The sequence below is a fragment of the Ferrovum sp. JA12 genome (genome assembly GCF_001431705.1).
Lineage (GTDB): Bacteria > Pseudomonadota > Gammaproteobacteria > Burkholderiales > Ferrovaceae > PN-J185.
Genome location: NZ_LJWX01000002.1, coordinates 130,500 through 149,588, shown reverse-complemented (window position 1 = coordinate 149,588; position 19,089 = coordinate 130,500). Strand labels below are relative to the sequence as shown.

Annotated in this window: 20 protein-coding genes; 7 read left to right on the top strand and 13 right to left on the bottom strand. The window is 43.4% G+C overall.

Features of this window, described 5'->3' with window-relative positions:
* The first annotated feature begins 68 nt into the window (after window positions 1-68).
* Complete coding sequence (locus tag FERRO_RS05790) at window positions 69-404, top strand: hypothetical protein (RefSeq protein WP_056929952.1); 336 nt, start codon at window positions 69-71, stop codon at window positions 402-404.
* On the opposite strand, the gene folC is transcribed toward FERRO_RS05790, so the two are convergent.
* From folC to FERRO_RS05775, 3 genes are read right to left on the bottom strand one after another with little or no spacing between them, the layout of a single operon-like run.
* Window positions 387-1,664 (bottom strand): bifunctional tetrahydrofolate synthase/dihydrofolate synthase, encoded by a 1,278-nt coding sequence (gene folC / locus FERRO_RS05785; RefSeq protein ID WP_056929951.1) that lies wholly within the window; start codon window positions 1,662-1,664, stop codon window positions 387-389. The two genes, FERRO_RS05790 and folC, sit on opposite strands and share 18 nt — an antisense overlap.
* A gap of 2 nt (window positions 1,665-1,666) precedes the next feature.
* The gene (locus FERRO_RS05780; RefSeq protein WP_056929950.1) at window positions 1,667-3,343 is read right to left on the bottom strand and encodes a formate--tetrahydrofolate ligase; all 1,677 of its coding nucleotides are present in this window, start codon (window positions 3,341-3,343) and stop codon (window positions 1,667-1,669) included.
* A 23-nt stretch (window positions 3,344-3,366) separates the two neighbouring features.
* Entirely contained in the window at window positions 3,367-4,593 is a 1,227-nt protein-coding gene (locus FERRO_RS05775; RefSeq protein WP_056930618.1) for a glycerate kinase type-2 family protein, read from the bottom strand.
* Between the two features lie 245 nt (window positions 4,594-4,838).
* On the opposite strand from FERRO_RS05775, the gene glyA reads away from it, so the two are divergent.
* The 3 genes from glyA to FERRO_RS05760 all read left to right on the top strand — a co-directional run bounded on the left by glyA (window position 4,839) and on the right by FERRO_RS05760 (window position 8,303).
* Window positions 4,839-6,086, top strand: coding sequence for a serine hydroxymethyltransferase (gene glyA, locus FERRO_RS05770; RefSeq protein WP_056929949.1), 1,248 nt, complete (start codon window positions 4,839-4,841; stop codon window positions 6,084-6,086).
* A 71-nt stretch (window positions 6,087-6,157) separates the two neighbouring features.
* On the top strand, window positions 6,158-7,321 hold the full coding sequence (locus FERRO_RS05765) for an aminotransferase class V-fold PLP-dependent enzyme (protein WP_056929948.1): 1,164 nt from the start codon (window positions 6,158-6,160) through the stop codon (window positions 7,319-7,321).
* Between the two features lie 28 nt (window positions 7,322-7,349).
* The gene (locus tag FERRO_RS05760; RefSeq protein WP_056929947.1) at window positions 7,350-8,303 is read left to right on the top strand and encodes a D-2-hydroxyacid dehydrogenase; all 954 of its coding nucleotides are present in this window, start codon (window positions 7,350-7,352) and stop codon (window positions 8,301-8,303) included.
* Here the strand turns inward: FERRO_RS05760 and FERRO_RS05755 are convergent.
* From FERRO_RS05755 to FERRO_RS05740, 4 genes are all read right to left on the bottom strand, one after another.
* Entirely contained in the window at window positions 8,292-8,669 is a 378-nt protein-coding gene (locus FERRO_RS05755) for a sirohydrochlorin chelatase (RefSeq protein ID WP_056929946.1), read from the bottom strand. The two genes, FERRO_RS05760 and FERRO_RS05755, sit on opposite strands and share 12 nt — an antisense overlap.
* A complete protein-coding gene (gene dut, locus FERRO_RS05750; RefSeq protein ID WP_056929945.1) occupies window positions 8,666-9,118 on the bottom strand; it encodes a dUTP diphosphatase in 453 nt (150 codons plus the stop codon). Before dut ends, FERRO_RS05755 begins: the two co-directional genes overlap by 4 nt.
* Before the next feature lie 15 nt (window positions 9,119-9,133).
* Window positions 9,134-10,315 (bottom strand): bifunctional phosphopantothenoylcysteine decarboxylase/phosphopantothenate--cysteine ligase CoaBC, encoded by a 1,182-nt coding sequence (gene coaBC / locus FERRO_RS05745; RefSeq protein WP_056929944.1) that lies wholly within the window; start codon window positions 10,313-10,315, stop codon window positions 9,134-9,136.
* Between the two features lie 173 nt (window positions 10,316-10,488).
* Window positions 10,489-11,142 carry an MOSC domain-containing protein gene (locus tag FERRO_RS05740; protein WP_056929943.1) on the bottom strand — a complete coding sequence of 218 codons (654 nt, stop codon included), beginning with the start codon at window positions 11,140-11,142 and terminating at the stop codon, window positions 10,489-10,491.
* A gap of 170 nt (window positions 11,143-11,312) precedes the next feature.
* Between FERRO_RS05740 and rpmB the strand changes: the two genes are divergently transcribed.
* The 3 genes from rpmB to FERRO_RS05725 all read left to right on the top strand — a co-directional run bounded on the left by rpmB (window position 11,313) and on the right by FERRO_RS05725 (window position 13,764).
* A complete protein-coding gene (gene rpmB / locus FERRO_RS05735) occupies window positions 11,313-11,549 on the top strand; it encodes a 50S ribosomal protein L28 (protein ID WP_056929942.1) in 237 nt (78 codons plus the stop codon).
* Between the two features lie 18 nt (window positions 11,550-11,567).
* The gene (gene rpmG / locus FERRO_RS05730) at window positions 11,568-11,723 is read left to right on the top strand and encodes a 50S ribosomal protein L33 (protein ID WP_056929941.1); all 156 of its coding nucleotides are present in this window, start codon (window positions 11,568-11,570) and stop codon (window positions 11,721-11,723) included.
* 490 nt (window positions 11,724-12,213) lie between these two features.
* On the top strand, window positions 12,214-13,764 hold the full coding sequence (locus FERRO_RS05725; protein WP_056929940.1) for an HD domain-containing phosphohydrolase: 1,551 nt from the start codon (window positions 12,214-12,216) through the stop codon (window positions 13,762-13,764).
* A gap of 338 nt (window positions 13,765-14,102) precedes the next feature.
* On the opposite strand, the gene FERRO_RS05720 is transcribed toward FERRO_RS05725, so the two are convergent.
* Genes FERRO_RS05720 through FERRO_RS05695 form a run of 6 tightly spaced genes read right to left on the bottom strand, consistent with a single transcriptional unit; the run spans window position 14,103 to window position 19,045 of the window.
* Window positions 14,103-14,354 (bottom strand): PepSY domain-containing protein, encoded by a 252-nt coding sequence (locus FERRO_RS05720; RefSeq protein WP_446718621.1) that lies wholly within the window; start codon window positions 14,352-14,354, stop codon window positions 14,103-14,105.
* Between the two features lie 51 nt (window positions 14,355-14,405).
* Window positions 14,406-14,996, bottom strand: coding sequence for a cytochrome b (locus FERRO_RS05715; protein WP_082601215.1), 591 nt, complete (start codon window positions 14,994-14,996; stop codon window positions 14,406-14,408).
* Between the two features lie 17 nt (window positions 14,997-15,013).
* On the bottom strand, window positions 15,014-15,673 hold the full coding sequence (locus FERRO_RS05710) for a TonB family protein (protein ID WP_160318108.1): 660 nt from the start codon (window positions 15,671-15,673) through the stop codon (window positions 15,014-15,016).
* A gap of 14 nt (window positions 15,674-15,687) precedes the next feature.
* Window positions 15,688-16,089 (bottom strand): ExbD/TolR family protein, encoded by a 402-nt coding sequence (locus FERRO_RS05705; protein WP_204374774.1) that lies wholly within the window; start codon window positions 16,087-16,089, stop codon window positions 15,688-15,690.
* Between the two features lie 2 nt (window positions 16,090-16,091).
* Window positions 16,092-16,766, bottom strand: coding sequence for a MotA/TolQ/ExbB proton channel family protein (locus tag FERRO_RS05700; RefSeq protein ID WP_056929936.1), 675 nt, complete (start codon window positions 16,764-16,766; stop codon window positions 16,092-16,094).
* Between the two features lie 29 nt (window positions 16,767-16,795).
* Window positions 16,796-19,045: a TonB-dependent receptor gene (locus FERRO_RS05695; protein WP_056929935.1), complete on the bottom strand. Its 2,250-nt coding sequence runs from the start codon at window positions 19,043-19,045 to the stop codon at window positions 16,796-16,798.
* Between the last annotated feature and the right edge of the window lie 44 nt (window positions 19,046-19,089).

The following is a 19,089-nucleotide window of genomic DNA, read 5'->3' as shown; positions in this document are numbered from 1 at the left end:
CAAAAAAACTGTTTTTTAATGCTTTATTTTGCTGTAATATGTAACAAAGTATTTCAGGATCTAAACCTATGAAATCTCTGTTTCATTTCTATACCATGACTAAAGAACTGGAGGCACAAGCGCCCTATCATGATATTGATAGTGTAGGAAAAGAAATTTTATTTATGATTGGTCATGCTTGCCAACATAATCAACTGATTAGAGTCACTGATATTCTCAAACAACAGAATCTTGCCTCCTCAGCTACCTTGCATGCACGATTAAAACAATTACGCGAACGAGGACTTATCGATATTTTACCTGGCGCAGACAACCGTTTTAAATATTTACAGCCCTCCTCCCTTGCGCTAAGTTACTTTAATCAACTCGATAAATATCTAAAAAAATCATCGCAATTGATCTAAATAATCCACTATGATTCCCACCGTAACAAAAGAACCGGTGACCACAATGCGATCATTACCTTGTACCCTGCCTAACACTTGTTGCATAGCGCCGGGTAATGAAGGATGTTCCATGACTTGAGCACCCTGGTCTGCAATCAATCGTTTCAAATATGCTCCACTAGACCCTCTGGGGTCAGGAACATTTGCCACATGCCACTCATCCACAGCACCCTTTAATTGCTCAATGACCCCGGCAATGTCCTTATCTTTTAACATACCAAAAATCATGACAGTACGCCCTGATACGGGACTCGCTAACAGATTATGACTTAATTCCTTGGCCCCATCTGGGTTGTGAGCAACATCTAAAATAATAGGGCACTGACGCATCAGTAACTGATATCGTCCTGGGATGAATACTTTCTCTAAACCGTATTGAATAGATGCAAGCGTAAGGGTTATGGAAGGAGTCACCTTGAGTAAGGCCGCAATGGCGAGGGCAGCGTTACGTCGCTGAAAATCACCTTTTAAAGCAGGATATGGAAGGGGGCTAAAATCCACTCCAAAACCTGTAAATCTTAAATAATCACCCATTGCCGTTAAAGAAAAATCTTGCCCCCAAAGACTCAGTGGCGCACCGATTTGCTTTGCATAATTAAGAATGCTCTGTGGCGTATCAGGGTCAGCACACAGAGCCGGGGTGGCAGCATGAAATATACCAGCCTTTTCGCGCCCAATATCCTCTCTGTTGTCCCCTAAATATTCAACATGATCAATGCCGATACTAGTCACCATGGCAACCGTCGGAGTGAAAATGTTTACCGCATCCAAACGCCCGCCTAAACCCACCTCGAGAATCATGATATCCACTTGTTGCTCGATAAAAATGGATACAGCACAAAGGGTCCCAAACTCAAAGGGGGTCAGTGTTATATCTCCTCGTGCTTCCTCTATTTTTTGGAAATGCTCACACAATAGCCGATCACTGACCGCTTGACCATTAAGCATAATACGTTCGTTATAGCGAACCAAATGAGGTGATGTATAGACCCCAACTTGATAACCTAAATGATCTAACATGGCGTTCAAAAAAGCACAGGTTGAACCCTTGCCATTAGTCCCTGCCACCATTAACACAGGACAGTGGGGAACGAGCCCCATTTTATCTGCCACACGCCTCACCCGCTCCAAACCCAGCTCAATGACTTGCTGATGAAGAAGATGTTGGTAATCAAGCCATTGTGGTAAAGAAAAGTGATCGGTTATTGTTCTTGGCACGCTTAGAACAACCCTAACACTTGACCATTGGCATCTATATCAATTTTTTCTGCGGCAGGTACTTTAGGCAAACCAGGCATGGTCATCATGTCACCGCAAATAGCCACCACAAAGCCAGCTCCGTTAGCAATACGCACTTCCCTAACATGCACGGTGTGCCCAACGGGCGCCCCCTTTAAGGAGGGATCGGTAGAAAAGGACATTTGTGTTTTAGCCATACAAACAGGGAATGAACCAAAGTGCTTATCCCAGTCCCGTAATTGCTTTAAAGCGCTGTCTGCAAAGGTCACTTGACCGGCGCGGTAAATCTTAGTGGCCACTGCTTTAATTTTATCCTCTAGCTTCATCTCACTGGGATAAACAAAAGTAGAAGGGGAGGTAGCGCTCTCACACATATCAACCACAGCCCTCGCCACCTCCTCAGCTCCTGCCCCTCCCTCTGCCCAATGCTTAGCCAAGACAAAACGCCCGCCCAACTCTTCAACTCGTTGACGCAGAATGCTAATTTCAGCTTCAGTATCGTAGGTAAAATGATTGACCGACACCACACAGGGTAATCCCAAATGAGTGAGGATATTATCCATATGACGCTCAAGATTCACTAAGCCCTTTTTCAACGCTTCAATATTTTCTTGGTTTAAATCATCCTTAGCCACTCCCCCATGAAACTTGAGAGCCCGAATCGTGGCTACCAACACTACCGCTGCGGGATTTAGTCCTGCCATACGACATTTAATATCAATGAACTTTTCCGCACCCAAATCTGCGCCAAAGCCCGCTTCAGTGACCACATAATCGGCCATCTTAAGCCCCGCTTTGGTGGCAATCACCGAATTACATCCATGGGCAATATTGGCAAAGGGCCCGCCATGAATAATGGCAGGATTATTTTCTAGAGTCTGGACTAAATTAGGCTTAATCGCATCTTTCAACAAAGTGGCCATAGCCCCATGGGCTTTTAAGTCGCTGGCATAAATGGGAGCGCGATCGCCCTGACGATAACCGATAATAATTCGCCCCAATCTGTCTTTAAGATCCTGCAGAGAACTCGCGAGACATAAAATTGCCATGACCTCTGAGGCGACAACTATATCGTATCCATCCTCTCTCACAAAGCCATTGGCCGTTCCACCGAGGCCCACTATCACTTTACGTAAGGCTCGGTCATTCATGTCCACGACCCGTTTCCACTGAATTAAACGTGGATCAATTTTCAAATCATTGCCATGATTGATATGATTATCAATTAATGCAGAAAGAAGATTATGCGCGGCGGCAATCGCATGAAAATCCCCTGTAAAGTGAAGGTTAATATCTTCCATGGGCACAATCTGAGCATATCCCCCCCCTGCAGCACCTCCCTTGACACCAAATACGGGGCCGAGCGAGGGTTCACGTAAGCAAATCATAGTTTTCTTACCAATCCGATTTAAGGCATCCCCTAAACCCACGGTAGTAGTGGTTTTCCCCTCTCCTGCTGGCGTAGGACTGATGGCGGTGACTAACACCAACTGACCATCGGGTTGGTTCTCCAGAGACTTCAAATATTCAAGAGAAATTTTAGCTTTGTAGTGCCCATAAGGCTCTAAATGTTCATCGGCAATTCCTAAGCGATTTTTTGCGATGGTTGTTATTCTTTCTAGTTTGGCCTGTTGTGCAATGGCGATATCAGACTGCATTCTCAAACTCCCCCGTATAAAATTTATAAAATTAAAATTGCTCTAAAGTCATTAACATTAGTCAGGGTTGGTCCTGTTATCACCAAATCTCCTAACTGCTCAAAAAATCCATAGCCATCATTATTTGCAAGATAAGCTTTCGCCGATATACCCAAGGCTTGAGCACGAGTCAGAGTGTCTGGAGTCATCACGGCTCCAGCGTTATCTTCTGTGCCATCTACGCCATCGGTATCGCAAGCCAGGGCAAAAACATGATCGAGGCCTCCAAGGGCAACACTAAGGGCCAACAAAAACTCAGTATTACGACCCCCTCGCCCTGTTCCTCGAACACTCACTGTAGTTTCTCCCCCTGACAGTAATAAGCAAGGTCTTGCACAAGGCTGTCCATGACGCAGCACTTGCTTGGCAATACCGGCATGTACCATTGCCACATCGCGTGCTTCGCCCTCAAGAGAGTCACCTAGAATCAAAGGCGTAATACCGTTCTCTCTAGCCAATTGAGCGGCGGCCTCAAGAGACATTTGTGGCGTCGCGATCAAATGATATTGATTCGCCTCTAACCTCTTGTCACCCGGTTTGGGTGTCTCACGTTCCGCCCGCTTTAAGTGGTCCACAACCGCTTGGGGTTCTAAGATACGGTATTTTTCAATAATAGCTAACGCGTCCTGAAAAGTGGTGGGATCCGCCACAGTAGGACCCGAGGCGATCACCGACGGATCATCCCCGGGTACATCTGAAATGAGCAAAGTCCATAACTTAGCTGGCGCACAAGCCAAAGCTAACTGTCCTCCTTTAATGGCTGATATATGTTTGCGCACACAATTCATTTCATCAATAGTGGCCCCACTTTTAAGTAGAGCGCTATTAATGGCCTGTTTATGGGCCAAGGTGAGTCCTGGGGACGGCGCGGTTAACAAGGCAGACCCCCCACCTGAAATAAGACACACCACTAAGTCATCTTTGGTTAAATTCTGGACTAACTGTAAAATACGTTGTGCCGCCTCAAGTCCCGCTTGATCTGGAACAGGATGGCTTGCCTCCACCACTTCCACAAAACGGGTAGGAACCTTATGTCCATAGCGGGTCACCACTAAACCTGTTATGGGATGAGGCCAATTGTCCTCAAAAGCCTGTACCATGGAAGCTGCTGCCTTACCGGCACCTACCACAATGGTTTTTCCTCGAGGAACTGGGGGCATATAATGGGGGAGTGAGAGTTTAGGATTTGCCGCATTAATCGCTTTTTGCATTAACTGAATCAGCCATTCTCTGGCATTATTAGAATTAATCAAGGCTTGTTCCAATGAAATAAGTTGTTTTACTGTAACGGAATATTGTAGGGTTTTAAGTTAAATCTGGCTAACAATTTGACTTATAACAATTCTAAACGATACTTAGTTTATTTATACTCTAGTTTATGAGTTAATTAGGCCAGTGTTAAGCTTTTGTTTTTAAACGTTTTTACATTGCAATGCAACATGAGGAGATAAATACCGTGTTTGATACAAGAAAATTACTCGCTGATACAGACGCTGAATTATGGAGCGCTATGCAGAAAGAGTATCGCCGTCAAGAGGATCATATTGAGTTAATCGCCTCTGAGAACTATGCCAGTCCTGCCATACTTCAAGCACAGGGATCCGTTTTAACGAATAAATATGCAGAAGGTTATCCAGGTAAACGTTACTATGGCGGCTGCGAATTTGTGGATATTGCCGAAACACTAGCTATTGAGCGGGTTAAGAAACTCTTTGGTGCTGAATACGCAAACGTTCAACCGCATTCAGGGTCACAAGCCAACGCTGCGGTTTACATGGCAGTACTCCAACCCGGAGACACCATTCTTGGAATGTCTCTCGCCCATGGTGGTCATTTAACCCATGGTGCCAGCGTTAACTTTAGTGGCAAAATTTACAAATCAGTGAGCTATGGTTTACATCCTGAAACTGAGTTAATTGATTATGATGAGGTCGCTAAACTTGCCGAACAACACAAACCCAAAATGATCGTGGCTGGGGCCTCTGCTTACTCCATGGAAATCAACTGGCAACGCTTTAGAGATATTGCTGACAGCGTCGGGGCCTATCTACTCGTGGACATGGCTCACTATGCGGGACTTGTGGCAGCTGGTGAGTATCCCAGCCCAGTGGGTATTGCTCATTTTGTGACGTCCACCACACATAAAACTCTTAGAGGACCTCGAGGCGGTATTATTTTATCTTCCAATGAATTTGAAAAAACGCTCAATTCAATGATTTTTCCTGGTATTCAGGGCGGGCCCTTAATGCATGTGATTGCGGCTAAAGCCACCGCATTTTTAGAAGCTCAACGCCCTGAGTTTAAGACTTATCAACAACAAGTTAAAGCCAATGCAAAAGCCATGGCAGAGACATTCATTGAAAGAGGACTAAGAATAATATCTGGCGGAACACAAAGCCATGTTTTCTTGATGGACTTAAGAGCTAAAGCTATCACGGGCAAACTCGCTGAAGCGGCCCTGGGGAAAGCGCATATCACCGTGAATAAAAACGCCATTCCCAATGATCCTGAAAAACCCTTCGTTACCTCTGGCATTCGGATAGGCACTCCAGCTGCCACCACCCGCGGGTTTGGAATCGAGGAAATTAAACAGGTAGCCAATTGGGTGTCTGATGTGCTGGAAGCTCCTGAGGATCAGGCAGTGATAGAGCAAGTGATTAGTCAAGTCAGTCAGTTATGTCGCCGCTTACCGGTCTATCGTTAACCGACATCACGATAGTTTAAAACAATAATAAAAAACAACTAATTCCTAGAATAAAGTAGGAGGAGATTATTATGGCAGGTCAGCACTTTTTGTTTGTTCCAGGACCCAGCAATGTTCCTACGCGGGTGACAAGGGCCATGGCAGTACCCATGGAAGATCATCGCTCGCCCAACTTCCCACAACTCACTTTAGAAGTTTTAAACGGCCTCAAAAAAGTCTTTAAAACTAACAAAGCATTTCCCATTATCTTCCCCTCCTCCGGCACGGGATGTTGGGAGGCTGCGCTCACTAACACTTTAAACCCAGGAGACAAAGTACTGGTGTCACGTTTTGGTCAGTTCAGTCATCTTTGGGCTGATATGTGTGTCCGTTTAGGTTTTGATACGGATATTATCGAAGTGGAGTGGGGACAAGGCGCTCCCGTGGATGAATACCGCAACAGATTGAATCAAGATAAAAATCATCTTATTAAAGCCGTACTGGTTTGCCACAATGAAACCGCTACTGGCGTAGTGAGTGATATTCAGGCCATTCGCCAAGTGTTAAATGAATTAAAGCATCCAGCGCTACTGATGGTGGATACTGTCAGCAGCCTAGGTAGTATAGATTTTCAGATGGACGCCTGGGAGGTAGATGTTTGTGTGTCAGGGTCACAAAAAGGATTGATGTTGCCCGCTGGCATGGGGGTGACTTGTGTCAGTGAGAAAGCCATAGAAGCCAGTAAAGAGAGTCGTTATCCGCGCTGTTATTTTGATTACCAGGATATGCTCAATAATAATGCCAAAGGTTATTTTCCCTACACGCCTTCTATTCCCATGCTCTATGGTTTAAGAGAATCTCTGCGTATTATCGAAGAAGAGGGTTTAGATAATATTCTTAACCGTCACCAGCGTTTAGCCAGTGGAGTGCGTGCCGCCGTGACCGAAGGCTGGCAACTCTCTTTATGTGCTGTGGCACCACAGTGGTATTCCAATTCCGTGTCAGCCATTGTCGTCCCCGATGGGGTAGATGCTGTTAAGGTGATTGCTAGAGCCTATCAACGCTACCAACTCTCCCTGGGCGCGGGACTCGCTCGCCTATCGGGCAAGGTGTTTCGTATTGGTCATTTAGGTGACTTAAACGAATTAATGTTGATAGGCGCTATCGCTGGCGCTGAAATGGCCATGATTGATGAGGGCGTCAAAGTGGAAAGAGGCAGTGGTGTGGCGGCTGCCATGAAGGTCTGGCAATCATAATTAATAGCATAACAGGAGTTAATTCATCGTGAGTCATCGTGTAGTATTTTTAGATAGAGCCTCTCTGAAGGCCTCAGTGAGAAAACCTTTTTTTGCTGAGGAGTATATTGAACATCAACAAACAGACAGCGTCTCCATTGTGGAAAGACTGCAAGGAGCCACGGTAGCCATTACCAATAAAGTACCTCTACGTGAGGACATCCTTAAAGAGTTACCTCAGCTCAAAATGATTGCTGTGGCAGCAACGGGTTACGATGTGATAGATATCCCCTATTGCAAAGCCCATGGTATTGCCGTAGCGAATATTCGTAATTATGCGGTTCATACGGTCCCTGAACATGCCTTTGCTTTAATCCTAGCTTTAAGAAGAAATATTCTTGCTTATCGTCAAGATGTAGAAGCGGGTGTATGGCAGCGCTCTGAACAGTTTTGTTTTTTTAATCATGCCATTGGGGATCTTCATGGAGCCACCTTAGGGATTGTTGGTGAAGGGGTCTTAGGAGAGGCTACCGCAAAAATTGCCAGAGATGGTTTTGGTATGAAAGTACTCTTTGCCGATCATGCGCCTCCCAAGAAGCCTGGTGTGACATTCACTCCTTTTGCAGATGTACTCAAGGAGGCTGATGTCATTTCTCTACATTGCCCCTTAACAGCAGATACCCGTAATGTAATTGGTGAGAAAGAATTAAAAATGATGAAGCCTTCAGCCCTACTGATCAATACTTCTCGAGGAGGGTTAGTGGATGAACAAGCATTGATTAAAGCACTCCAAGAGGGTTGGATTGCCGGGGCAGGCTTTGATGTGTTAACGACGGAACCACCTACCCATGGCCACCCATTACTGGAAGTGCGGCGCCCCAATTTTATCCTAACTCCTCATGTGGCCTGGGCCTCTGATGGAGCCATGCAATTTTTAGCTGATCAATTAATTGACAATATAGAACTATGGTTCAAAGGAACCCCTCAGCATTTAGTCACTTAGTCTTGTTACCCCCACCACCCATTGTGCGATGGCATCAAGTAATTCGGGTGCATCGCCAATGGCGCTCGTTTGGTGAAAATTCACTGTTGGATAGGTATCTTTCAAATGAGTAAGGATTTTAGGTAAATCTTCTCTCAAATGTCCGCCTTGAGCCATAAATAAAGGCACAATGGAGAGATTATCAAACCCTTTTTCAGTGAGTTCTGCTACGGTGTCCAGTAAACTGGGTTGCATTAATTCCAAAAAAGATAGGCGTATTTCTTCCTCAGGCAAAGCCTTATGAAGACGCTTAGCAATCTCATTAAAAGGTTCAGCCCAACGCGGATCTCGCGCACCATGAGCAAATAACACAATGGCTTGCTTCATACGCGACCTGTGCTACCAAAACCACCACTACCCCGGTGGCTGTCCTTAAACTCGTTAACCACATTAAGTTTAACCTGCATAACTGGGACAATAACAAGTTGAGCAATTCTTTCTAGTGGTTTTAACTCAAAGGCGCTTTGACTACGATTCCATAGAGACACAAATATTTGTCCTTGGTAGTCAGAGTCAATTAAGCCCACGAGGTTACCTAATACAATGCCGTGTTTATGTCCCAAACCTGAACGAGGTAAAATCATACCCGCAAACTGAGGCTGTTCAATGTGAATGGCAATACCTGTGGGAATGAGTTCTGTTTGTCCTGGCTCGATAATCATCACGTCATGGGAACAAGCCCTGAGATCCAATCCCGCCGCGCCCAAAGTACCGTAACTGGGTAACAAATCCTCACTTAAGCGCTGATCTAATATTTTTATCTGTAACTCATCCATCTATTTCATCCTAAATCAAAGTAACTTCAACACATGTTCAATAATTCTCTCTGCCACTTCACTTTTATGGGCTTTCGCTAGAGGATATTGGCCTGTTTCATCAATAATCACTACCTCATTATCCTCTTGGCCCAAAGCATGTTGAGCATGATTGGCAACAATCACTGGAATGTTTTTAGCCACTCTTTTGTGTTGAGCGTAGTCATTAACACTATTGGTTTCTGCTGCAAAACCCACGCAAAAAGGGGGCTTAGGGAGTCGAGTCACTGAAGCTAAAATATCAACGGTAGCGGTTAGCTGAAGCGCTAAGGGCGCTCCACTTTTTTTAATCTTTTGAGCTTGAGTCTGTTCTGGTCGGTAATCAGCCACAGCCGCCACTGAAAAAAATACATCCTGATTCTCAATGTGTTCATGTACAGCATGCAACATCTGCTCAGCACTCATCACTGCAATCACCTTAGCTCCGACAGGAGAGCTTAGAGCCACTGGCCCAGTAATTAAGGTGACCTCTGCTCCTTGTGCAATTAATGCGTCCACTATGGCATACCCCATCTTGCCTGAGCTATGGTTAGTAATGGCTCTCACCGGGTCGATACTCTCCAGGGTAGGCCCAGCGGTCACCAATACCCGACGTCCTTCCCAGTGTTTAGTGGTTAAAGCACGCTTTAGCATTAAGAGGATGATTTCCGGCTCTTCCATTCTCCCCTCCCCCACTTCACCACAAGCTTGATGCCCAGAGGCCGGACCGATAATGTTGACTCCATCACGCTGTAACTGCTCTATGTTACGTCTGGTGGAGGGGTGCCCCCACATTTCCCGATTCATAGCAGGAGCCACTAACAATGGACAATTACGGGCTAGCGCTGTAGTAGTGAGAAGATCATCCGCTATTCCCGTAGCAAGTTTAGCCATCACATTGGACGTGGCTGGAGCTATCAACATGGCTTGGGCTATTCTGGTGGCTTCAATATGGGCCATGCGGTTAGGAATTCGAGGATCCCAGATATCAGTTAATACTGCTTGACCACTTAAAGCTTGAAAGGTGACAGGGGTGACAAAATGAGTAGCCGCCTCGGTCATCATGACTTGGACAGAAAACCCACTGTTCTGCAATAAGCGAACTAAATAGGCGGATTTATAGGCAGCGATCCCTCCGCAAACACCTAATAAGATATGTTTATTTTGCATGTTATTCATGGAGTTGCTTCAGAAGATCTACTCACTGATTATAAGGTTGGGAGTGGAGTAACTAGATCCCCACCGCATATAAAATCACTGCCAATACAATGATCACTACCACCAAAGTTTGAACCATTTCCATCCACATATTCAAGCTCTTTTAATTAACGGATACTCTGCATTCTAACAAATTAAATATGTGGGTGAGCCTCAATCCATCTTAATCGCTCAATTAAAGTATGGGACCAACGTTTTGCAATACCAGCTGTGCTTGAAATATGATCTAAATCCTCCACTTTCGGCCGATGTTGACGACAAATCTCCTGCACTTCTCTGACCGTAAATCGACAGTTACTACTTTCCACTCGCTGCCATGAATCATTTGGACTCACCAGCCCCGGTTCTAAAACCTTAAAGTACCAACCGGTTAACAACTGCTCAGTAATAAACGCCGTTAATCCTTTGGTTGCAAACTTAGCATCGATTTTCCAACATGGATGACGAGGTTGGGTAATTTGAAAATACACCTCCCCCACTTTCCACACCTCACCAATGCGAACATTAGACTCATCAAATAAATGATAAGAAAGGTTTTCACCTAGGGAGCCTGGCTGAAGATTACTCACAATTTCAGGAAAAAAGCGCTGTAATTCAGCATAATGACTACTAGGATAATAATGAACAGCCTTATCAGGTCCGCCATGTACCGATAGATCCGCCTGCATGTCACCCTTGAACCCTAAGGAAGAACAAAACACCGGTTCCCTTACTTCCTCTTTATTAATCCCTGAGGGAGTTCCGGTTTGGCGAATGGCTTTAATTGAACCCACAAAAATGCGCGTCACAGTTCCTCCTCTTTTTTTACAACATACATCACGGACTTAAAAAAGTCATTAAAATCATAACACTAAGAAATAAAATATTAAAACATTGGTAAAAAACACAACAAAACTTGAACCCAAGTCGTCTTTGTGCCATAATTTACGTTTTATTTTAGTTGTTCTTGGAGATAGCCATGGCACGCGTATGTGCAGTGACAGGAAAAAAACCCATGGTTGGCAATAACGTTTCACACGCCAACAATAAAACCAAACGTCGTTTTCTGCCCAATTTGCAGTATCGTCGTTTTTGGCTTGAGAGTCAGAACCGCTGGATACGCTTACGTGTTTCCAATGCTGGTCTGCGCTTAATTGATAAAAAAGGTATTGAAGCTGTTCTGGCAGAGCTAGACGAAAAAGCTCTTCAAGCCTAATATTAAAGGACAGTTACCATGCGCGATAAAATAAAGTTAGAGTCCACTGCAGGAACAGGCCACTTTTATACCACTACAAAAAATAAAAAGACCACTCCTGAAAAAATGGAAATCAAAAAGTTTGATCCAGTTGCCCGTAAGCATGTTGCTTACAAAGAAGCTAAAATTAAATAATTGTTATTTTTAAATAATGATCAATAAAGCCGCTTTAATGCGGCTTTATTGTTTGGTAGTTACATCTGTAAATGTTTCACCAAAACAAGAAGAAAGTGCTGTGCCAAAGAGGGGATTTCTCTGGTACTCACTACTCAGAACTCTCTCGTTATCTTGCAACTCATCAGACAACTAACGCCTCATTACTATCGGATAAAACTGTCATGAGTTCAAAGTCAAGTACCCCCTTTGAGCGGTCAGTGGGTACATCCCTATACCAATATGAGATCAGTCTAAAAGAACAGTTCTGCTGTGGGGTTAGAATTTATCACGTATCATTTTTTTACGGTAGGGTTATTTTTGTAAGGTATAATTACCCTATTAATTTGCTAATGTGGGGTTATTCATGATAGCGCTGTTGCAAAGATGTTGCTCAGGGGAGATCAGAGTGAATGCTATCAGTCTTTTTTCTATAAACTATTTGCACGATCTCATTGTTTAACAATCCCTGATGATTAAAAGCGATCAACAGGATTACAGTTTCCCTCTTCTCCAAAGTGTTGTTGAAAGCGTTCCACGAGCTGTCTTCTGGAAAGATCGCCACTCACGATATTTGGGGTGTAACACGCTGTTTGCACATTATGCTGGGTTAACTCATCCTGACGAGGTGATCGGAAAAACCGACTTTGAAATGGCTTGGAAGGATCAAGCAGACATTTATCGCGCTGAGGACATTCGCGTGATGGAATCAGGAATTCTCAAACTCGACTATATTGAGCCTAAAAACACCCCAGATGGACAGATCATTTGGTTGCGCATGTTAAAAGTCGCATTGCGAGACGCAAACCAAAATATAATTGGTATGTTGGGTATCTACGAAGATGTCACTGCACAAAAGCAGATAGAGGATAACCATAAGATGGTGACTCGCGCGCTCAATCTGCTGAGCAAATGCACCTCGGTGCTGGTGCATGCACAGAACGAAGAAGAGCTGCTTACTAAAGTATGCAAATTAGCCGTGGAAGGCGGTGGCTATTTGATGGCCTGGAGTGGCTTCGCTGAGCATGACGCAGCCAAAACTGTGCGTCCAGTGGCGCAATCCGGCTACGAAGAAGATTATCTAGATCGGGTAACTATCTCTTGGTCAGATACCGAACTGGGACAAGGCCCAACTGGTACCGCAATTAGAACGGGAACCACGGTAGTTAATCAGGATTGCCTGACTAATCCGAAAATGGCTCCATGGCGTGAAGCCGCATTAAAGCGTGGTTACCAATCAAGCATAGCGCTTCCTCTTATCTTCGAAAAACGCATATTGGGTGCCCTGACCGTTTACGCGTCAGAGCCTTACGCTTTTGTCTCAGATGAAGTGGCCTTACTCGAGGAACTGACCAAGGATCTGGCCTACGGTATCCAATCACTGCGTACAAGGGCCGAACACGACCTTATAGTTACCCAGCAACGCCAACACGATAACATACTGCGTCAAAGCCTTGAAGACTCCATCAAGGCCATCGCCGATATTATTGAAGCACGCGACCCATACACCTCCGGCCATCAATCACGCGTCAGCCAGTTGGCCGTCGCCATTGCCAAGGAAATAGGCTTGTCAGAAGATTCAATCGTTGGCCTTAAACTGGCCGCGAGCGTTCATGATCTTGGAAAAATCAGTATTCCAGCAGAAATTCTTACTAAACCTGGCCGATTGACAGACGTTGAATATAAGCTCGTGCAGCAGCATGCGCAGTCTGGATATGACATTCTTAAAAACATCAAATTTCCATGGCCCATCGCAACTGTTGTATGGCAGCATCACGAAAGGATGAACGGCACGGGCTATCCCCAGGGACTTCAGGGTGACCAAATTCTATTGGAGTCGCGTATCCTAGCAGTGGCTGACGTGTTCGATGCGATGGCTTCATACCGACCATATCGCCCAGCACTGGGGGCTGAGGTAGCCCTGAAGGAAATTGAGCAAGGGCGTGATAGCCTCTACGATACCGTAGTTGTTGATGCCTGCCTAAAACTGTTTCGTGAGGGAAAATTAGGGGTTCAGGTATAAAGCTTGCCATGACCTGTAATGGATGAAGTGTGCCACGGTCACATATACTTAAGACTGATCATTGCTCAAGTACACTTTATTATATATCGCGACCGCCAGCTTAACGCTCAGAAATTCATTACCTCATGAGTCAAACTGTTATTTTACCATCATAGATAATTTTCTTTTCAACTAGAGGTGGTGATAATTGACATCAATAGCCCACTGTGTAGAACGACTAAAAGAAAAAAAGGGAAATTAAGTTGTAACTTGACCAGATGCCAAAGAAAAAACCGTCATGAAATCGCAACAAAACATGACGGTTAAATAATGCGATACTCTAACAAAACGCTTAGTGCTTATTCATCATTGTCTTTGCTGTTTTGTAGAACTTTACCATCTTTAGCATCAATACCCACTTCATGGGTAACGTGTTTTGCTGAACGAATGTCAAAGGAAAAACGTAAACCACTACCACCGGTTTTATGCTCTAACTCTTCTTCAACCACAGTTCCAGGAAAAGCCTTTAAAGCAATTTTACGAGCCTCATCAATAGAAATTTTTGCATCTTTTGCGTAACTCTCACCACTATAAGCCAATACATTACTCATCATTGCTAATGTTAATGAAGCGAAAGCTATTAATTTAATGGATTGTTTCATTTATTTCTCCTTGGTTAAAAAACGGGGTAGCATCCTTAACAATAAACGGTCTTTAAAAAACCATTGGTGGACAAACGCAGCGCAAATGTGCAACATGGCTACGTACATCAACCAATTGCCAAGATACTCATGTATATTTTTAGTGGTTTTAGCGTATGGAAGTCCCACATCATCACTAATAAAAACCGGTAATATGAAACCAAAAAAAGGAACATCATCTCCCCTCATTTGTTTAGCTAGTAAACCGACTAAAGGGGCTAACAATAATAATAAGTACAATACAACATGTACTGCATGACTCAGCCTCTTTGACTGCGGAATAGGGATATCTGGTGCTTCAATGACTCTAAAAAAAGGCCTTTGAATCAGTCTTAATAAAAAAAGCAATACGACTAAAACGCCTAACTCCATATGCCAAATTAACATTTGATGCCGTAAGTCATCACTGGCGAATAAATCACGAGTTTCAATTAATATTAATAAAACAACAATCGTTACAGCTGTTATCCAGTGAGTGAGTTGAAAAGCCAATGGATAACGCTCCAACATTCTCATTACTTTCTTACTATCAAGACTCATTAATGTACTCATTTAATTGACCAACCAATTTAGTCTGCGGTTTGGGTAAACTTCACCCAGACTTCAAAAGCCAAATCTCGGTCCGCGAGGTCCTTCGTTGGCATGGGATACTCTGCATTACTCACAGCAGCAATAGCCGCACGATCTAACATACCTGAACCACTACTGGTCAGTATTTTAGGAGAGCTCACTTTACCGTTTCGGTACATAAACCACACTTGAGCGTCGCCTATTAAGTGTGAAATACGCGCGGCAGCAGGATAGATCACGGCATTTTGAACTGCAGAACGAATTTTCTCACGGAAAACAGCATTGATATCCGGTTTTCCTTGAGCGGCTTGCGTGGGTTTTTCTGCATGCGTTGGCTGTGTGACCGCTTTGTTTTGAGCAGTGGTTGGAGTGGGTTTAGCAACCTCTTCTGTTTTGACGGGTTTTGGTTGAACCTTCTTAACTACCTGTTTTTTAAAGGCATGAGGATCAATCTTTGGCTGTGTTTTAACCACGGGTTTAGGGGGGGCGGAGGGTTGTGGTGGAGCAGGAATTGCTGCATTCATTGTTACCATCATCACTTTTTGTGGTTTAGGTAAAGGGGGAGTAGATGAATGACTAAGAAAAAGAATAATAGCGGCAATCAGCACACTTTCCATTACCAAAGCGGCTGATACAGATCGAGTTAAGGATAATTGCACGGTCATCTTCCTTATTAAATTTTCTGCGCAGCCAAACCCACTTGGGTGACACCTGCTTCACGACAAGAATCCATTACCTTCATTAAGACTTGCATTGGGGTATCTTTTGTTGCGGCAATGGTCACAACAGTTTTTGCCGGGTCACCTTTTGATTCAATCAATTTATCTAATTGTTCGACATCTAACCGCTTATCTTCCACCATGATTTCACCTGCAGCATTAACACTCACCACAATATTAGGATGGTTCAAATCAGAGGCTGTAGTACTTTTAGATAAATTAGATGACACCCCACTAACAGGAATCATATGCAATGTAATCATGATAAAAAAAACCAATAAAAAGAACATAATGTCGATCATCGGGATGATCTCAATACGGGCTTTTTTGGTTTCAAAATACTTCATAGACGACATCACTACACTCCCTTAAGTGATATTCTTTCATTACCCATTTCCTCTGCAACCATATCTGGATAATGGTGGTACATACGGTTTAAAAGCATTTTCTTGATGGTTTCAAGTTGATGCATGATAATACGTACGCGATTATTTAAAGCATTAAAGAAAAACAGTCCAATAATGGCGATAAATAAACCTGATGCCGTTGCGATCAATGCCTCTGCTACACCACCCGTAATTTTAGTGGGTTCTCCTCCTACATTTCCCAAGACTTGAAATGCATTAAACATCCCCACAATGGTTCCCAACAGCCCCAACAAAGGGGCCATGGTGACAATGGTATCTAAAATCCAGAGGAAACGATCGATAGAAGGTGCTTCACGCATTATGGACTCATCAAGCTTATCTGAGATACGGTCAAAGTCATGATTCAAATTATGCTCTAAAGCAGTTTTAACCACTTTACAGTGAGGGGAATGTAAAAACTCTCCTCCTAATTTGTTGAGCAACCCTTGGTCAAGGGTCGCTGAATCTTCTAAAACCGACATCACTTGTTGCCCTTGTGTGTTAATTCTCCAGAAGTAGTAACTTCTTTCGATAATCACAGTTAACCCCACGAGTAACATAACAGCCATAATATAAACTATGCCACCAGAATCACCGGCTATACGTTGAATTGAGTCGAAATTCATTTTTTAGTCTCCCTTTCTTTTTATCTCAATTAGAACGTAGTGGTTAAGTTAACGTTAAATGTTCGTCCAAACAGGGTATACAACAATGGATTAGAATTTACCGCCGTGTTGCCGTTAAAGTAAATAGGGTCATATCTATTCGTTAAGTTGTTAGCTTGGAACTGGATTTCCGTATCATGGTTATATCCATAGAGATGATTGAACTTATAACCGGCTGAGAAATTCACTAATGTGTAACTACCTAAATAATAATTATTATTATTCTGGTCTTGACCACCAATACGACTACCCACTTCTTTTGCAATCAAATTAGCGTTGAAGTTATTTTTTTCATACAACAATCCTAATGCAGAGGTCACAACAGGAGCATTGTAGATGGGCGAGGCTGCTGCAGACTGGGTTCTTTCGAAAGAATAGTTACCATATAAACTATAACCATACCCAACTTTGTAAGTGGCTTCTGTATCAATACCGCTGAAGTTAGTATTCCCTGCATTACTAAATATTGTGTAGCCGCCAGGTCCAATCCCTGCATTTTGAATCAGGTTGTTATTATTAATAAAGTATGCGTCAGCTGAAACGGAGTATTTATTTGCCTTATATACCGTACCAAACTGTAGGTTTTTGGTATTTTGGGGATTAATATTTGAGTTGATTCCAAAGGCATTATTTTTAACACTAAAAGCTTGTTTAGCTAAAGGAGGAAGAAAGCCTTCTGCAGCTTGTGCATAGACGGTCCAGTTTTTTCTTAAATAATAATGAATATCTAAACTGGGTAAGAGAGCATGATAAGTAGCACTTCCATAACCCGTCACTGTCCCCACTCCTGAGTAGGCAGCTAACTGATCCTCAGTAATCATATCGTACTTCACTCCAGGAGTAACTTCTAAGTTCTTAATGGGTCTCCATGTATATTCAACATAGGGTTGATATGTGTTATAGCTATTCAACCAAAGTTGATTTCCGCTATTGCTATACTGATAACCACCAGTAAAATCTGTGGCATATTGATTGGATTGCTCAGTTTGCCTGTTTAGCCAAACACCCATACCCAAATCGTCACGTCCAAAATTATATTTACCTCTAAACACATCACCATAGGTGGTGTTTTGTGTTAACGAAGTATTGCCTAATAAATCTGATCCGTTTTGCGTGAAGTTAGCTAGGCCGTTTACACTTTGAACTGCTTGGGTTCCTGTAAAACCATTAACCACAGTGTTATTTTGGGTATTTCCACCTGGATTGGCGGTTTGTAAATTTGTATGGGTATATTCAGTGGTAAACAGCTTGTTATCAAAACTCCATTTTCCATACTGTGACTGTAATTGAATATAGTACATATAGCTACTAAAATGGTCATGGTTTGAACCATACGAATTTTGGCTCAGTCCATTATAATTCAGTCCAGGTGTGACACCTCCGTTAGCAGCTATACCGTCCGGTGTGCCGCCTTGAATAGCGTGTTGATAAGTATCATTGACCATACCTACTATAGTTATCGTATTGTCATCATTAATGGGTTTAATCAGTTTCCCAAACACATTTGTTCTTCTAACCGTGTTTAATGCATAGGCACCATCTGTTTGTGAATGGTTGACGTCCAAGTAACCTCTGGCATCGCCATAGTTTTTCAAATCACCCGTATCAAATTCCGCACCAAATAAGCGAGTATTGAAGGATCCATATTGAACACGTGTTGTTAATCCAGCATTTTGCAAAGGATCCTTTGAGTTAACAAACACGGTACCACCGAAGGTGGCCAAGCCTACGGTATCAGCACGTCCCGGTCCTCTATCAACCACTTCACTGCCCATATCTGAGGCCATCATGAACTGATTTTGATGATGTGTTTGATCGCGACCATCTGCGAAAGGAATCCCGTCAAACAATACGTTATATTGCCCATCTTGAAAACCATGAATACTTAGTGCAGGGACATCTGACCCACCATAACCGTTTATCGGTGCACTAACTGCCCCTGGAGTTAATCCTGCGACGTCTCCGTAGGTAGCTGTTCCAGAAAACATATTATTGATATATTTACCACCTACTACAGATTGAGGTTCGAAAGTAGTCAAAGATGCTTGCGAGGGAGCTTGATTAGGGGCGCTTGAAGGATCTGCAGCATAGTCAGCGCTGGAGCCACTGCTAACCGAACCCAATGGAACGCCGGATGTTACAGAATTAAAATCAACTGCAAACGCTTGTTGTGCTACGGTGGTTGAAAAAACAGATGTTAGCAACAATTGCGTAATCAAATTGAGTTTAGTTTTTTTCATTGAAGCCCCCTAGTTAATAAAGAATATGAGAGCATTGTGTAGAT

Bases quoted from the DNA above. Each gene is read 5' to 3' on its own strand.
- dut (WP_056929945.1), bottom strand. From the start codon at position 9,118: ATGGATGAGTTACAGATAAAAATATTAGATCAGCGCTTAAGTGAGGAT.
- FERRO_RS05755 (WP_056929946.1), bottom strand. From the start codon at position 8,669: ATGAAGCAAGCCATTGTGTTATTTGCTCATGGTGCGCGAGATCCGCGT.
- FERRO_RS05715 (WP_082601215.1), bottom strand. From the start codon at position 14,996: ATGAGTACATTAATGAGTCTTGATAGTAAGAAAGTAATGAGAATGTTG.
- FERRO_RS05720 (WP_446718621.1), bottom strand. From the start codon at position 14,354: ATGAGTAATGTATTGGCTTATAGTGGTGAGAGTTACGCAAAAGATGCA.
- FERRO_RS05700 (WP_056929936.1), bottom strand. From the start codon at position 16,766: ATGAATTTCGACTCAATTCAACGTATAGCCGGTGATTCTGGTGGCATA.
- FERRO_RS05765 (WP_056929948.1), top strand. From the start codon at position 6,158: ATGGCAGGTCAGCACTTTTTGTTTGTTCCAGGACCCAGCAATGTTCCT.
- FERRO_RS05695 (WP_056929935.1), bottom strand. From the start codon at position 19,045: ATGAAAAAAACTAAACTCAATTTGATTACGCAATTGTTGCTAACATCT.
- rpmB (WP_056929942.1), top strand. From the start codon at position 11,313: ATGGCACGCGTATGTGCAGTGACAGGAAAAAAACCCATGGTTGGCAAT.
- coaBC (WP_056929944.1), bottom strand. From the start codon at position 10,315: ATGAATAACATGCAAAATAAACATATCTTATTAGGTGTTTGCGGAGGG.
- FERRO_RS05790 (WP_056929952.1), top strand. From the start codon at position 69: ATGAAATCTCTGTTTCATTTCTATACCATGACTAAAGAACTGGAGGCA.
- FERRO_RS05775 (WP_056930618.1), bottom strand. From the start codon at position 4,593: ATGCAAAAAGCGATTAATGCGGCAAATCCTAAACTCTCACTCCCCCAT.
- FERRO_RS05705 (WP_204374774.1), bottom strand. From the start codon at position 16,089: ATGTCGTCTATGAAGTATTTTGAAACCAAAAAAGCCCGTATTGAGATC.
- rpmG (WP_056929941.1), top strand. From the start codon at position 11,568: ATGCGCGATAAAATAAAGTTAGAGTCCACTGCAGGAACAGGCCACTTT.
- FERRO_RS05725 (WP_056929940.1), top strand. From the start codon at position 12,214: ATGATTAAAAGCGATCAACAGGATTACAGTTTCCCTCTTCTCCAAAGT.
- FERRO_RS05780 (WP_056929950.1), bottom strand. From the start codon at position 3,343: ATGCAGTCTGATATCGCCATTGCACAACAGGCCAAACTAGAAAGAATA.